The organism is Sorangium sp. So ce204, assembly GCF_051526795.1.
Classification (GTDB): Bacteria; Myxococcota_A; Polyangia; order Polyangiales; family Polyangiaceae; genus Sorangium; species Sorangium cellulosum_B.
The window spans coordinates 4,117,839-4,133,415 of the sequence record NZ_CP150317.1 but is presented as its reverse complement, the minus strand read 5'-3'; the positions used below and the strand labels follow the sequence as shown (position 1 = coordinate 4,133,415).

Below are 15,577 nucleotides of genomic sequence, written 5' to 3'. Positions count from 1 at the left end.
CCTAGCCCCCCTCCACCACGCGCACCGGCTGCCCCTGCTGGAGCGACCCGGGCTTTGCGACGACGGACTCCCCCACCGCGACGCCGGACACGATCTCGACCCGATCCCCCGACGTCTTTCCGGTGGTGACCTGCTTCTCCTTCGCCTTGCCTTCCTCGACCGTGATGACCTTCGCGAGGCCGGCGAACCGGACGACGGCGGTCGCCGGCACGGTCGGCACCGGCCTCGAGCTCACGACGATCTGCGCGCTGACGAGGCTCCCCGGCCGCAGGTGGCCGGGGTTCTTGATGTCGCTCTCCACGAGCAGGGTGCGGCTCTGCGGGTCGAGCGCGGGCGCGAGGCGCGCGACCGTCCCCGGATAGGCGGCGCTGTCTCCCGGGAGGGTCACGCGCACGGGCTGGCCCGCGCGCACGCCGGCCGCCTCGAGCTCGGGGATGGCCACGCGCAGCCGCAGCGGGTCGATCCGGACGACGTCCACGATCGGCGCCCCCGCGGCGAGGTACTGGCCGACGTTCGCTCTCCGCACCTGGACGACGCCATCGAGCGGCGACCGCACCAGGGTGTCGGCGAGCTGCTGCCGCGCCATGCGCAGCTCGGAGCGCCGCTGGCGGACGGCGGCCTCGCGGATGCGCACCTCCTCCCGCGCCGACTGCACGGCGGTCTCCGCGCGGACCGCCGCCGCCTCGGCCGCGTCGAGGTCCATGCCCGACATCAGCCCTTCCCTGGCGAGCCCCCGCGCCCGGACCTGGTTGGCCTGCGCTTCCTTGAGCGTCGCGAGGGCCTGCCTCACGACCGCCGTGCCCTCGATGTCGAGCTCGCTGTCGGGCCCGTCCGGGGGCAAGCCGAGCTGGGCGCGGCTCTGCGCCAGCGCGGCCGTGGCCTGCTCGATGCGCAGCTCGTAGTCCCGCGCCTCCAGCTGAGCGATGACCTGATCCCGCTGGACCGGGCTCGCCAGGTCGACCGAGATCGAGGCGAGGCGCCCGGCCACCTTGGCCCCGAGCGTCACCTGCTCGTCGGCGTCGAGGGTCCCCGAGATGTCGACGGCCTGCTCCATGACGAGCTCCGTCACGGGGGCGAGCGTCACCTCCTTGACGCTGGCCGCAGGCTTCTCCGCCTTCGCGCCGCCGGGCTGGGACGCTCCCTGATTGCACGCGAGGCACTGCAGAGCGGCCGCGAACGCGACCGCCGATGTCCAGAGCACCCTTGGCGGGCCGGAGGCGCGGTGACGGGAGTTTTCGGGCTGGCGAAGCTCGGAAAGGACAGTCCACATGGCGGCGGCCTCAGATGACCAGGAACGCCCCCCCGAGCGCGTGTTCGCCGCAGGATATTGACGGCATCAGGGTTGGAGCGCAACGTGCGCGTGGGCACGCTGCAGCGGTGTCCGCTTCGCATGAGCGACTACGGGGTGGTCGATCGGCGCCGCAGGAGTCCGGCCAGAGATCCGGAGAGAGAATTCAACGCCAAGACGCCAAGGCGCAAAGGCGCAAACGAAAGAACGATCGTCGTGCATTCTTGCGCCTCGGCGTCTTGGCGCCTTGGCGTTGAATTCTCTCCGCTGGCGAGGCGAGAAGGCTGGGTCGTCGCCCTCACATCGCTGCTCCCGCGGCAGCGGACATCGCCTGTCCCGGCGCGGCCGCGGCCACGGGCAGGAGCGGCACGCCGTCGCGGTAGATGACCACGTTCCCGAGCGTGGCCGGCACCCGCGGCCCCGGCGTGACGATGCCGACCAGGTTCAGCGGGTCGCACGCCGAGAGCTGTACGATCTCGCCGGACAGGGGCTCTCGCCGGACGGCGCGGAGCGCGTCGAGCGCCTCGGGCAGCGCGAAATGCTCGCCCGCGAAGCCGGCGACGAGGTGCCCTCCCCGGAGCTGACCCGCCATCTCGAGCCGCCGGTAGACCCGGAGGAGGTCGCGCCACGCGGGCGGCCGCGGCTCGCGCGCGAGCAGCTCGCGACAGACCACGCCGTAGCGGCGGAGGTACTGGTGCGCGAGCGCCTCGACAGCATCAGGGCCCTCGCCGGCGTCGTCGGCAGCGGGCGCGAACGCGTCCGGGCGCGATCGCAGGAGCGACCACCTGCCCGACGCGACGGGGCCACCCCGCCGCGCCCCGCCGCGCAGGCGGCCCGCGCCCAGCGCGACGGCCGCGCCGCCGCCGAGCAGCGAGCGCAGCGCCGCGAAGCCGTCGCCGGTCACGAGCCCCGCGGCGACGAGCTCCCAGAGCGCCTCCTCGACCTCGTCCCGGGAGCGGCCCGCGCCTGCAGCGAGGTCGTCGAAGAACGACGCGCCAGCGCGCGTCAGGAACGACAGCACGCCCTGCGCCGCCTCGGAGAGCGACGCCGGCGGCGGCGCGCCCTCGGCCTCCCGAGGCGCGAGGAGCCACGGGAGATCGCGGCGCAGCGCCAGCGTGATCGGCGCCGCGCGCGTGGGCGCCGCCGCGTCGCGCGGGACCACGCGGCCCCACGCCACCTCGCCGGACAGGCAGAGCGCGTCGAGCAGCCCCTCGCCGTAGCCAGCCACGCGCGCGGGCAGCACCGCCTGCTCCCACGCGCCGGCGGCGAGCTCGAAGCCCTGCAGCTGCTCGATCACCCGCCCGAGGCCCCCCGGCCCGCGCGCCTGGGTGCCCGGCCGCACGCCCTGCCACGCCAGGAGGAACCGGAGGAGCTCCGCCGCGGTCGCGGGCTCGATCGCCTTGCGCAGGCCGGAGACGGTGCGGCGGTGGATGCGGGCGAGGAGATGGCGATCGCACCACTCGATCGACAGATGGCCGCCACCCGCGGCGGCCTGCGACAGATCGCCGCCGCCTGCGGCGGCCTGCGACGGCCGCGGCGGCGCGCCCGGCAGGAAGCGCCCGCGCAGCGCGCCGCCGGCGAGCTCGATCCGCGCGAGCGCGGACTGCGCCTCGTAGGCGGGCACGTCGAGCCGCGACGCGAGATCCTCGGTCGAGATCGGCCCCGCGGCGCTCAGGAAGCCGCGGACGAGCGCCGTGATCGCGGCGCCCCGATCGACCGCCCCGGCGGCCCCGCGCACGGCGGGCGGCACCGCGACGTCGGGCGCGAACACCGCCCCCGGCCAGATCACCTCGACAAGCGGCCGCCGCTCGGTCGCCACCCAGCGCGGCGCGCGCGGCACGGCCGCGCCGGGAGCAGCGCCCACCTCGGCCGCGCGCCCCGCGGCGCAGAGCGCCTCGAAGTGCCTCGCGAGGCCGCTCCGGACCCCCTCCTCCGCGGGGAGCGCGACCCGGTCGAGCAGGAGCTCGTGCAGCTCGTCCGCGTCGCGCACGTCCGGCCGCGCCTCGGCGACCACCTCGGCGACGACCGCCGGATCGAGCCCGCCCAGCCGCTCGGCGACCTCCGCCGGGAGCCCGCGCCGCACCCGGACCGCCCTCGCGCGGCGCTCCTCCAGCGGGGCGTCGTCGAGGAACGCATACGGGTTCGCGTTCAGGATCTCGTGCGAGAAGACGCTCGGCTCCGGCGTGTCGAGCGCGACGACGCGGATCGCGCCGCTGCGCAGGCCGACGAGCAGCGCGCGCAGCCCCTCGACATCCATCAGCTCGGTCAGGCAGTCGCGCAGCGCCTCGCGGACGAGCGGGTGATCCGGCGGATCGACGTGCGCGAAGAGCCCGTGGTTGTCCTGGCAGCCCTGCTGCTCGGGGAAGATCGAGAGCAGGAGGTCGTCGGCGCGCATGCGCTGGAGCGCCGGCGGCACCCGCCGGCCCCCGCGGAACCGGAGCAGCGCGAGCGCGCGGGACGCGGCCCAGCGGAAGCGCGTGCGGAACATCGGGCCCTGGAGAGCTGCCTGGACGAGCACCTCCTCGAGGCCCTCGGGGCGGACCAGATCGAGCACCTCGTCGATCGGGATCCCGTGCTCCGCCGAAAGCGAGAGCAGCACGCCGTCGTCGGTCGCCGCCGCCTGGAGCTCGAAGTCGAACGAGCGGCAGAAGCGCTTGCGCAGCGCGAGCCCGAGCGCGCGGTTCACGCGGCCGCCGAGCGGCGTATGGACGACGATCTGCTGCCCCCCGGCCTCGTCGAAGAAGCGCTCGACCACGACGGTCGCGCCGCCCGGGACCGCGCCGAGCGCCGCGCGCCCCGCCTCGATGTAGTCGCGCACGAGCAGCGCCCCGCGCGCGTCGAGCGCGCACGCCTCCATGAGCCAGCGCGCCGCCCGGGACCACGCCGCCCGCGCCTCCTCGCCGCCCTGACCCCGCTCGGCCGCCGGCCGCGCCCCATCGGCCCGCTCCTCGTCGAGGCGCGCGGCGACCTCGGCGCGGAGCGCGGCGACCTCGGCCGAGAGCTCCGGCGTGCGCGCCGGCGCCTCCCCGAGCCAGAACGGCACCGTCGGCGCGGCGCCGTGGGCGTCCTCGACCCACATCTGGCCGCCCTCCAGCCGGAGCACCCGCCAGGAGGTGTTGCCCAGCAGGAAGACGTCGCCCCCGGACGACTCGATCGCGAAATCCTCGTCGAGCGTGCCGACCTTGGTGCCATCGGGCTGCACCACCACGTCGACGGCCGCGATGTCGGGGATCGCCCCGCCCGAGGTGAGCGCCGCGAGCCGCGCGCCGCGCCGCCCGCGCAGCCGGCCGCCGATCGCGTCGCGGTAGACGAGCGACCCGGCCCGCTGCCGCGCGCCGCGGGCCGCGGACGCGCCGTCGTCCGCCGCGGCGGCGCCGCCGGAGACCATGGCGACCACCGCGTCGAAGTCGCGGCGCGAGAGGCCTTCGTAAGGCGCGGCCCTTCGGACGAGCGCGTAGAGCCCCTCCTGGTCCCGTTCCTCGCACGCGCACGCGGCGATGATCTGCTGCGCGAGCACGTCGAGCGGCCCCTCGCGCGACGTCATCCGATCGAGCTCGCCGCGGCGCGCCGCGCGCACGATCGCCGCGCACTCGACGAGCTGGTCGCGCGTCAGCGGGAAGAGCCGCCCGCGCGGCGTCGCGGCGAGCGCGTGGCCCGAGCGGCCGATGCGCTGGAGGGCGACGTTGATCGACCGCGGCGAGCCGACGAGGCAGGCGAGGTCGACCGCGCCGACGTCGATGCCGAGCTCGAGCGACGCTGTCGCGACGACGACCCGGAGCTCCCCGGCCTTGAGGCGCCGCTCCGCCGAGAGCCGCCGGGCCCGCGAGAGGCTCCCGTGGTGGGCCGCCACGACGTCCTCGCCGAGCCGCGCGCCGAGCGCGTGCGCGACCCGCTCGACGAGGCGGCGCGTGTTCACGAACACCAGGGTCGACCGCGCTCCCTCGGCGAGCGCCGCGATGCGGTCGTAGATCTCGGTCCACTGCTCGTGCGTACAGACCGCGCCGAGCTCGTCGCGGGGCACCTCGATGGCGAGATCGAGATCCCGCCGCTGCCCTACATCGACGATCTGGGGCAGCGCGCGCGCACCAGAGACGAGCCGGGCGGCGATCTCGATGGGGCGGACCGTGGCGCTGAGCCCCACGCGCTGCGGCCGGGCGCCGCCCTGGCCGACCACGAGGTCCTCGAGCCGCTCGAGCGAGAGCGCGAGGTGGGCGCCGCGCTTGTCGCCGGCGATCGCGTGGACCTCGTCGAGGATCACGGTGCGCACCCCGGAGAGCGCCCGCCGCCCCGACGCGCTGGTCAGCAGGATGAACGCGGACTCCGGCGTCGTGACGAGCACGTGCGGCGGCCGGGCCGCCATGGCGCGCCGCTCCTGCGCGGGGCTGTCGCCGGTCCGCACGAGGGCCCGGATGCCCGGCGCGGGCAGGCCCGCCGCCTCCATGGCCGCCGAGATCTCGGCGATCGGCTGCTCGAGGTTGCGGTGGACGTCGTGGGAGAGCGCCTTCAGCGGCGAGATGTAAAGGACGTCGGTGCGGTCCTCGAGCGCGCCACGCGCCGCGTCGCGGACGAGCCGGTCGAGGCAGAAGAGGAAGGCCGCGAGCGTCTTGCCGGCGCCGGTCGGCGCGCTGATCAGCGCGTCGCGGCCGGCCGCGATGACCGGCCAGGCGCGCTCCTGGGCGGGGGCGGGGGCGCCGAAGCGGTCACGAAACCACCGGTCGACGACGGGGTGAAACATCCCGTCGAGGGTAGCCGGCCGGGGGGTGAGGCGGAAGCGAGAGGGGCGGCGGTCGGCGTGGGGGAGCGGCGCTGGGCGAAGGCCCGCCGCGACCTGGGCGAGCGCTCGACGAAAGAAATCGACAGATGCCTGTCGGGTTCTCCGGGTGGCGCGCTTCGCCTCCAGCATCCCTGCGCAGCTCCGCGCCCCTCCAATGCAGCCCCGCCGCCTCTCCTATGCAGCCCCGCCGCCCCTCCTGCGCAGCTCCGCACCCCTCCAATGCAGCCCCGCCGCCTCCCCTATGCAACCCCGCCGCCCCTCCTGCGCAGCTCCGCGCCCCTCCAATGCAGCCCCGCCGCCCCTCCTGCACACGCATTTCAGTGTCCCGCATCAGGATTGTGCGGCTCCAGCGCAGCCCCGCCGCCCTCCTGCGCCCCCATGCTTGTGTCCTGCGCAACCATGAATCAGCGCCTGCGCCGTCCCGACACCCTCCTGCGCGCCTCTCAGCGCCCGCCGCGGCCTCTCCGGGCCGCGCGATCCGCCCCTTCCTCGCCGAGATCCTCCGACTCGGCCTCGTCCGCGTCGAGCGGCTCGATCCGCCGCCTCCGCGGCGCCTCTTCGACCGGCGCCGGCGCCGGCGGCGGAGCGCTCCCGCGGATCTCCTGCGCGATCCGCGAGAGCACCGTCGCGACGCCCTCCTCGACGGCGTGCCCGAAGTCCTCCGCGCTCTGCTCGAGGCGCTGCTTGCGCTCGAGGCGCTCGACCCGGCGCTGCTCCTTCAGCCGCCGGTGCTGCTCTTTCCGCGCCTGCGCGGCGCTGCGCTCGACCTCCCGGCGGATCTGCCGCGGGGACACGTCGCTGGAGAGCGCGCCGAGCGCGTGGAAGGCGAGCCCCAGGCCGCACCCGAGCAGCGGCCAGAAGAACCACCACGGCCCGTCCGTGAGCGCGTTCACCGCGAAGAGGAACGCGTTCACGAGGAGGAACGAGAACAGGTGCGCGCGGAACCCCTTGCGCCGGCGCGCGAGGAGGGCCTCGCGCGCCGCCTCCTCGCCCCGGACATGCTCGATGTCGCGCGACGCGGCCTCGATCGCGCCCCGGGAGATGCCGATCTCCTCGGCCGCCGCGACCAGCTCGTCGTGGCTCACGTCGCGCGCCTGCGCGCCCCGGAGGGCGCGCTCCAAAATGGCCCGCACCTCGGCCTCGGTGTACCGCCGCCCGCTCTGCTTGCCCGGTTTCACCATCGCTCTCCTCGCGACCGCGCGGAGCATACGCTTGACCGCGTGCGGCCGCGCCGCTTCCATGAAGGCAAGGACCCCATGAGCAGCGAAACCGCCTCACAACGCGTGGGGACCACGATCCGCAACAAGTGGACGCTGGAGCGGCTGCTCGGCGCGGGCGGCATGGCCGCCGTCTACGTCGGCGTCCACCGGATCGGCCGCCGGGACGCGCTCAAGATCCTGCACCCGCAGGCCGCGAAATCGAAGGAGATCTGCGACCGGTTCGAGCGCGAGGCCCAGGCCGCGAACCGCTTCCGCCACCCGGGCGCCGTCGAGATCCGCGACATCGACGTCGCCGAGGACGGGGCGCCGTTCCTGGTGATGGAGCTCCTCGAGGGCGAGTCGCTCGCCGAGCGCGAGCGCCGCCTCGGCGGCCTCCCGCTGGCCGAGGTGCTCCGCTTCACCGCGCAGGTGCTCGACACGCTCGCCGCGGCGCACGCGCAGGGGATCATCCACCGCGACATCAAGCCGCCCAACCTGTACGTCGTCGGCGACGGCCCAGCGGACTCGCCCGCGCACGGCGGCGGCCCGCGCATCAAGGTCCTCGATTTCGGGCTCGCGCGGATCCGCCAGGACTCCAGCCTCCAGGGCGAGCTCACGCGGATGGGCCTGGTGCTCGGCACGACGCCCTACATGCCGCCGGAGCAGGCGAAGGGCCGCGACATCGACACCCGCGCCGACCTCTTCGCGGTCGGCGCCACCATGTTCCGGCTGATCGCCGGCCGCCACGTCCACGAGGCGAGCACCGACTTCGACCTCCTGCTGAAGATGGGCAGGGAGCCGGCGCCGCCGCTCGCGCAGCGCGCGCCGCACGCGCCGCGCGACGTGTGCCTCGTCGTCGATCGCGCGCTCGCCTTCGACCGCGATCAGCGCTACCCCGACGCGCGCCAGATGCTCGAGGACGTGCGCGCCCTCCTGCGCAGCGAGACGCCGCCGCGCGCGTCGCGGTTCGCGCACGCGCTCGCTCCGGACGCGATCACGCTGCGGGAGCAGCCGTCGCCGCGGGGCGCCGCGGACGACGGGGGGCCCGCCACGATCGCGATGCACCCCGCGAGCGTCTCGACCTCCATCGCCGTCGACTGGAGCGACGAGCCTCCGGTGAGCGGCGGATCCATCACCAAGGAGTGGGTGCGCCCCGAGGCCGCGAAGGAGGACTCGATCGCCGTCGACTGGAGCGACGAGCCGCTCGACGCGGCCTCACCCGCCTCGCGCCCGGCGCGGCGCTGACCGCGCGGCGGGCCGGTCCATCGACCGGGTCGAAAGCGCCGCCGCCGCCCGAGCAAGACGGGAGCCGCTCGGCTAGGATGCGCCGGCCATGCTCGGCGAAGCGAAGCGGATCTACCTGGCCACGCGGAAGAAGCACGATCAGCTCTTCAACACCTACCTGATGCGCCCGCTCGCCGGCGGCGTGGTCGCGCTCCTCGCGCGGACCGCGATCACGCCGAACCAGGTGACGCTGCTCAACCTCGCCGTGTTCGTCGTCGCGGCGGCGCTGCTCGTCGCGCTGCCCACGGCGGCGGGGGGCCTCGTGGCCGTCGCCGTGCTCGAGCTGAGCTACCTGCTCGACTGCGCCGACGGGATGCTGGCGCGCCACAAGCAGCTCGCGTCGAAGGAGGGCCACCTCTTCGACTTCTTCACGGACGAGCTCAAGGCGGTGCTCCTCTCGGGCGCCCTCTCGATGCGCCTCTTCAGCGCCGGCGGCCTCGGGCTGGACGGCGGCCGCTGGCCCGGCGGAGACCCGCGCTTCCTGCTCGCCGGCGTCGTCGGGGTCGCGGTGATCGCCTCGGCGATCTCGCTCACCAACTTCGTCCGCCGCCCGGAGATCAGCGGCAAGGAGACCTCGGTCTCCGCCTATTACGAGACCGCCACGGAGGAGCGGCCCCGGTCGCCCGCCGCCCGGGCGGCGGCGCTCGTGATGACGTTCCTGCGCTTCCTGAACCACTACCCGAGCCACATCTGGGCGTTCGCGCTCGCGGACCGGCTCGACGTGTTCTTCTGGATGTATGTGCTGATCAACCTCCTCTACCTGGCGAAGGGCTGGCTCGGGCTCCTGCTCAGGTTCGGACGGTCGTAGCGCCACATCGCCCCCGCCATGGGGCCATGTCCCAGGACGAGCGCGTCGAGACGACCCACCCTGCGTTCATGTGTGCGATGAAAGAGCAGCGTGATCCGCCTCGACGGACTGGTGGAGATCCTGAGCCCGGATGAGGTATGAACGCGCGATGGAGATCCAAGATCTTTCCGACTTCATGCGCGCCGACCCTCGCTTCGCCACCCGCCGCAAATGGCTGATCCTGAGCGAGACCGTGTACACACCCACGGGTGAGAAGGTGGAAGAAGGGTTCCGCTACTTCACCTGCCCGATCGGAGCGCTCACTGCCGCCCTGGAGAGGCGGGACTTCGCCGCCATCGCGAAGCTCCCCTTCGCCCTGGATGGGGAGGGCGAGCCGGACACCTCCGCGGTGCGCCTGGATCTCGCCTATACCGCGTCCGGTGCGCTCGCCGCCTTCCAGCCCGTGGAGTATCGCGACCACGCGCCCACGTGCGTGTCGGCGCCCCTGGTCCTCGAGCGCGCCGAGGCCCAGGCGCTCCGCGACATCCTGCGAGAGCTCGACCAGTCCGCCTAGCACGACTGCCGCGGTGAGAGGGCAGCACCCTTGCCACACACGTAGCCGGGTGCTGCTCCGCTGCGCGCGCCGCGCGGCCATGCCGGCGGCCGCTCCTTGCGAGCTCCCCGGAGGCTCGGTTAAAGCGCCTCGATGCGGAGATCCCTTCCCTGGCTGGCTTGCTTCACCCTCGGCCTCGGGTCCGTCGGCTGCGGCACAGAGGGCGATGACATGACCCCGGCCACGCCGTCGGAGTACAAGCACCCTTTGCCGGAAGGCGAGAGCATCTGTGGGCGAGCCGACTTCGAGGAGATGTTCCCTTTCTCCCTTCGATCCTCGACCCTTCCCGTGCTCGTGCACCATTACAAGGCGGAAGAGCGCGACGTTGCGCGCCAGGTCCTCGCGTTCGTCGAGGAGGGCTGGGATTATCATGTGCGCCAGATCGGCATGCGCCCGCCCCTCGGCGATGGTGGAGAGTGCGGGCCGGACGACGCGCTCGACGTGTTCGTGTGGAGAGGCCACCGCAGCTGCCTCGTCGACGTCCTCGGAGGCGAGCGGTCGACCTCATGGGACGACCGGCACCCGTACATGATCGTCGATCCGTGGGGGCCTTACGGCGGCTCCGCGCTCGAGGAGACCGTGGTGCACGAGATGGCGCACGCCTCGCAGGCCGCGGACGACTGGAGCGAGAGCCCCGTCGTCTTCGAGATGTCGGCGACGTTCCTCGACCAGGTCCGCGCGGATCGCTACGCGGGCGAGGGCCTGGCCGATTTTCAGAGGCACCCGGAATGGGCGATCGACCACAACGACCATTACGAGACATGGTTCATGTACGGCGCCTCCATGGTGCTGCTCTACCTCAAAGATAGGTTCTTCGACGGCGATCCGCGGTTCGTCTCGCGCATGTGGCTCGGATCGCGCGACGCCCCCGCCGCAGGCGACGGCGCGCGGCCCAACGAGCCTGACTTCGTCGATGCGCTCGATGCGATGCTCCGAGAGGCGGCGGGCGTCAGCTATGTCGAGGCCGTCCCCGAGCTCGCGCGCTGGCGCTGGTACACCGGCGATCACATCGACGACCGCCATTTCCGGCACTTCGCGGGCGGCCTTCAGAACCTCGCGGCGGCCAGGATCTCGCTGGCGGCCCAGGTCGAGGCCAGGCCGGGCAGGATCGACGTCCGCGAGCGCGCGCCGATGTTGCTCGGCACCAGCTATATCGAGCTCTCGGCAGGAGCGGACACGCCACGAGCGCTCCGGGTGTCGCTCGAGGCGCCCGACGACGCGAGGCGCCGCTTCGTCGTCCAGGCCGTCCCCGGTCTGACGCCCGACTCGGACGGCGAGTTCCTGGACCTGTCGTCCGGCTCCGCGGCGCTGGAGCTCGCGGCGGACGGGAAACGAACGCTCGTGGTGACCGCGCTGCCCACCGCGGCCTACGATCCCGACGCGAGAGGGGAAGAGCGGTATCCGTTCACCCTGATCGTGCGCGACGGCGCTGCGCCGCGCCCCGCGTGGAGGCGCGGCGCAGCACCTCGGCCAAGGGAGCCGGGGAAGGACGGTGGTCAGCGCTTCGCGACCGGGGCGAACAGAGGCACGAGGCGCTCTTCGATCTCCGTGAGGTAGTCCATGAGCCCGGTCGCGGCGCCTCGCTGCTTCAGGGTGGTCAAGGGAGGGTCTTTCATGCATGCTTCCTCCCGCTCTGGATCCCCTCCCGTGAGCGCATGGAGCACCCGCTTCGCATCGCGCTTCGCGCCTTCCTCGCTCGCCGTGAGCCGCTCGGCGCCCAAGCGGGGGTCGAAACCGAGATCCTTGCGCTCGCGCTCGAGGAGCGCTCTCTCGGCGTCGTCGCGAGGCTCGTAGCCAGCGAGGATCCAGCACTCGCGCTTGGTATTGGCGACGCCGATGACGACCGCGAAGGGCCACGGCTGTGAATCCCGCGCCTGCTCGAAGCCCTCGCGACGTCGGCTCAGCTTGTCCGCGTCACGCGTGAGGATCACAACGTCTGGAGGAGAGCCGAGCGTGGCGAGGAGCTTCAGGGCCTGCTCGGCCATCGCTGCGTCTGGTTCGCGCGGTCTTCCGCCGGAGAACCCGTGCGCGACGACATGTCGCGCTCTCGCCATCCCCTTCATGCTCGTCCACTTCAGGTGGGAATCCTGACGGAAGATACCATGATAACGGCGAAAGAACTCGATCGTCTCCGAGCCAATCCAGTCGACGTTTTCGCAGAGCGCTCGATCGGACAGCACGCAGGCCGTGCGCCGGTCGGCGTCCGCTTCACATACGATCGCTATCGAGCAGGCCACCTGCTCAGGCATGGGGCTGCGGGCCTCGATCGCGGACCCATTCCTCGCCGACCATGCTCCAGATCTCCCCTGGGCGCATGAACTCTTTCCAGCGCTCAAACTGCGGATGATCGTTCAACCGGGCCCACCTCACGGCGCCGGTCTCGTCGGCGCTCATCAGTCGAACCTCCTCAGGCTCGAGATGATCGATGAGGTAGGGGGAGTGGCTCGTCGCGACGATCTGCAGGTCAGGAAGCGCGTCGAGCAGCTTGCGGATCTGCGCGACCAGATCGGCGATGGCCCTCGGGTGGATCGCACGCTCAAGGTCGTCGATGAGGAGCAAGTGCGCGCTCCTACGACCGATGATCGCCGTCAAGATACCCAGCACGATGAGCGTCCCCTCGCTCGCGGCATGGGCTGGTAAATTGGCCGCACCGCGCATGTCCAGCACGACACGATGGCCAACGTACTCGCGCTCTACGGTGCTCGTCGTCGTCTGGCCGTTGATGGTCACCCGCTGGATCTCGGGCCGCCTCACCGCTGACCGCTCCAGGCGGATCCTCTCCACAGACGGAATGACTGCGCGCAGCGCCTCCTCCACGCGTCGGAAGTCGTCCGCGCGCGAGATGAGCATCTCGGCGAGCACGGCGGCCAGGCCATCGCCGTCCGGCTCGATTCGCGGCACGAGCGAGGCGCTGTAGGACGGCTGGGCAAGCTTGGCCGCGTCGAGCCTGAGCAAGTCCGCCGGAGTGCGAACAGCAGCTACCGCATCTCGAGCTTCATCTGACCAATGAGAGGGATCCTCCCGATCCGTGATCACGTGATCACCATGGTGAACAGTCACGGACCTTCCCCAGTGCGTGACGTCGTATTCTTCTGCAAGAAGCTCGATCGAGCCCGCCTTGCCACTCCAGGTGCCCGTGCATCGAATCTCGATCGGCTCGCTGGTGCCATGAGAGCGGACCACGGACGGATGTCGCTCACCTTCCAGGGTTGACCACGGGTCTTCCGCGTGGAGAGCTGCCAGCCCTTGAAGCACGCTCGTCTTCCCGGAGGCGTTCGGCCCTACCAGCACCGTCAACCGCTCGAGCGGGAAACGGATGTCCCGCAGCGCTTTGAAATTCTTGAAGCTGACGGTCTCGATCATGGGCGTGCACCGAAGCCTTCCGCGGGCCCCGGGAGCCTAGACGACCCCGTCCATCCCGGCTACCTCGCCCGCCTGACCTGCTCGCCCTCCGGCTTCCTCCAGCAACGAGATCGCCCGGCTTCTCGCTGCGCGGAGGAGCGAGATCGAGCTCGCTCCCGCCGCGGCGTGTCGCCCTGAAACGCAGCTCTCTTCCGCTGCGCGGCGCTGGCTCGTCGCGCGGCGCCCTGCTCGGCGTCAGTCCGTCATCGTGCACACGTGCCGCGCGTCTCAGCGCCACGGTCCGCGGTGTGGCGCCGCCATTCCTCCAGGACCGGGAGAGAGGCGCGCGCCAACCGCCCACAGAACACGCGCCGCCAAAAACTGGTCCTCCTCCCCCTCCCGTGCATTACCGTCGCCGCGCCATGGACACGCCGCCCCGACCGCGCGCCGCAGCTTCACCCGCGGCGCGCCGCCCTGCGTTCGCGTTCCTCGCCCTCGGTGCGCTCCTCTCGGGCTGCGGCCAGCCCCGGTCCGGGAGCACCCCCGACTCGCCACTCGAGGCCCCCAGCAGCGCGAGCGCCAAGGAAGCCGCCGCGCAGGGCCCTGCCTCCGCCTCCTCTCCCGCCTCCCCCGCCCCGGCCGAGGACGAGCCGCCGCCCGGCCTGCCCGAGGGCCCGCCCATCGTCTCGCTCGGCGGCGTCGCCACCCTGCCAGCGCCGATCCCCGAGGGCCGCCCGCGGCTCGCCAGCACCTCGATGCTCACCCGGGTCTACGCGCGGCCCAGCGCCGACGCGAAGCCCGTCGGCTTCCTGCGCGCCGGCGCGGTCGTGGAGATGGATCCCGAGCCCGCCGGCACGTCCGGCTGCCCCGGAGGCTTCCGCAAGATCAAGCCGTTCGGCTACGTGTGCGTCGGCCCCGACGCGACGCTCGACCTCGACGACGAGATCGTCCGCGCCACGGCCCGCCGCCCCGACGTCACCCACAAGCTCCCGTACATGTACGGGACCGTCACGCGCGGCGGCCCGGCCTACGCGCGCATCCCGACCGCGGACGATGTCGCGCGCTTCGAGCCGAGCCTCAAGAAGCACCTCGATCGCTGGGCCAAGGACGAGGAGAGCGGCGCCACCTACGGCCTCGACGTCTGGCTCAAATGGAGCACCGAGCCCGCCCCGCCCGCGCTCGACGCGCTCGCGCAGCGCATCACCGATCGCGAGATCCCCTGGTACCTGCGCGACGGCCGGCGCGCCCCCAACCTCTCCGGCCTCATCAAGACGAGCGACGCCGTGAAGATCGACGAGGTCTCGCGGCGCAACGGGATGGCCTTCCTCGAGTCGTTCCTCCACGAGGGCCGGCGCTACAACGTCACCACCGATCTGCGCGTCGTCCCGGCCGACAGGTTCCGCCCCATCCGCGGCTCCGAGTTCCACGGCGTCGAGATCGGCAAGGACATCGACTTCCCGTTCGCGCTCGTGCGCCGCGCCGGGGGCAAGCGATGGCGCGTCGCGGGCAAGAAGCTCGTCGACGGCGGAGAGCTCGAGTGGCGCTCCGCCGTGCCCCTCACCGGCAAACAGCAGTTCTTCGGCGGCAAGCTGCACTACGAGACGAAGGACGGCGACTGGGTCGACGACCGCCACGCCGGCCGCATCGACCCCGCCAAGAAGATGCCTGCCTGGGGCAAGAACGGCGAGAAGTGGCTCGACGTCAACATCACGAAGCAGGTGCTCGTCGCCTACGAGGGCACGAAGCCCGTCTACGCGACGCTGATCTCGAGCGGCGAGGCGGGGCTCGATGACCACGAGTCCAGCACCGCGACCAAGCGCGGGATCTTCCGTATCCACACGAAGTTCGTCACGAGCACCATGGACTCGGACGCCGTCGGTGAGGAGTTCGAGCTGCGCGACGTGCCTTACGTGCAGTACTTCGAGGAGGGGTATGCGCTGCACGGCGCGTACTGGCACGACAAGTTCGGCCGGCCCAAGAGCCACGGCTGCATCAACCTGTCTCCAGAGGACGCCCGCCGCCTGTTCTTCTGGACCGAGCCGTCCGTCCCGCCGGGATGGCACGGCGCAGCGCGCTCGCTGACCGGCACCGTGGTGTTCGTCCACCCCTGAGCCGCGCGGCGCCACGGCGCCACGACCACCACGCGCCCGGCAGCCCCTCGGCGCAGCGAGGGCAAGGACAGCACGAACGCTCGGCGCGCGCCCGCGCGCGAGATGAGCGGGACAGATCGATCGGAGGTCACACTCCATGCGACTGCCGGCTCGAACCGCGCCGGGGTCGTGGTAGCGTC

At 72.7% G+C, this 15,577-nt stretch carries 10 protein-coding genes; 5 read left to right on the top strand and 5 right to left on the bottom strand.

The genetic code is table 11. From position 1 onward, the window contains the following. Window position 1: 1 nt before the first annotated feature. From WMF22_RS15450 to WMF22_RS15440, 3 genes are all read right to left on the bottom strand, one after another. Window positions 2-1,201, bottom strand: coding sequence for an efflux RND transporter periplasmic adaptor subunit (locus WMF22_RS15450; protein WP_437299837.1), 1,200 nt, complete (start codon window positions 1,199-1,201; stop codon window positions 2-4). Between the two features lie 385 nt (window positions 1,202-1,586). After that, the gene (locus WMF22_RS15445; protein WP_438036227.1) at window positions 1,587-6,023 is read right to left on the bottom strand and encodes a DEAD/DEAH box helicase; all 4,437 of its coding nucleotides are present in this window, start codon (window positions 6,021-6,023) and stop codon (window positions 1,587-1,589) included. Window positions 6,024-6,505: 482 nt separating this feature from the next. Next, complete coding sequence (locus WMF22_RS15440) at window positions 6,506-7,243, bottom strand: 2TM domain-containing protein (protein WP_438036226.1); 738 nt, start codon at window positions 7,241-7,243, stop codon at window positions 6,506-6,508. A 75-nt stretch (window positions 7,244-7,318) separates the two neighbouring features. On the opposite strand from WMF22_RS15440, the gene WMF22_RS15435 reads away from it, so the two are divergent. From WMF22_RS15435 to WMF22_RS15420, 4 genes are all read left to right on the top strand, one after another. Then, window positions 7,319-8,506 (top strand): serine/threonine-protein kinase, encoded by a 1,188-nt coding sequence (locus tag WMF22_RS15435; protein ID WP_437299834.1) that lies wholly within the window; start codon window positions 7,319-7,321, stop codon window positions 8,504-8,506. A gap of 88 nt (window positions 8,507-8,594) precedes the next feature. Next, complete coding sequence (locus WMF22_RS15430; protein ID WP_437299833.1) at window positions 8,595-9,353, top strand: CDP-alcohol phosphatidyltransferase family protein; 759 nt, start codon at window positions 8,595-8,597, stop codon at window positions 9,351-9,353. A gap of 148 nt (window positions 9,354-9,501) precedes the next feature. After that, window positions 9,502-9,906, top strand: coding sequence for a hypothetical protein (locus WMF22_RS15425; RefSeq protein ID WP_437299832.1), 405 nt, complete (start codon window positions 9,502-9,504; stop codon window positions 9,904-9,906). Window positions 9,907-10,038: 132 nt separating this feature from the next. Continuing rightward, window positions 10,039-11,502 (top strand): hypothetical protein, encoded by a 1,464-nt coding sequence (locus tag WMF22_RS15420; RefSeq protein ID WP_438036225.1) that lies wholly within the window; start codon window positions 10,039-10,041, stop codon window positions 11,500-11,502. On the opposite strand, the gene WMF22_RS15415 is transcribed toward WMF22_RS15420, so the two are convergent. Together WMF22_RS15415 and WMF22_RS15410 are read right to left on the bottom strand one after the other, a co-directional pair. Then, window positions 11,442-12,194 (bottom strand): hypothetical protein, encoded by a 753-nt coding sequence (locus WMF22_RS15415; protein ID WP_437299830.1) that lies wholly within the window; start codon window positions 12,192-12,194, stop codon window positions 11,442-11,444. The two genes, WMF22_RS15420 and WMF22_RS15415, sit on opposite strands and share 61 nt — an antisense overlap. After that, the gene (locus WMF22_RS15410; RefSeq protein WP_438036224.1) at window positions 12,187-13,308 is read right to left on the bottom strand and encodes an AAA family ATPase; all 1,122 of its coding nucleotides are present in this window, start codon (window positions 13,306-13,308) and stop codon (window positions 12,187-12,189) included. The genes WMF22_RS15415 and WMF22_RS15410 overlap by 8 nt, the downstream gene beginning before the upstream one ends. A gap of 401 nt (window positions 13,309-13,709) precedes the next feature. Here WMF22_RS15410 and WMF22_RS15405 point away from each other — a divergent pair, with 401 nt between their 5' ends. Then, window positions 13,710-15,398, top strand: a complete 1,689-nt coding sequence (locus tag WMF22_RS15405) for a L,D-transpeptidase (protein ID WP_438036223.1) — start codon at window positions 13,710-13,712, stop codon at window positions 15,396-15,398. The last annotated feature ends 179 nt before the right edge of the window (window positions 15,399-15,577 follow it).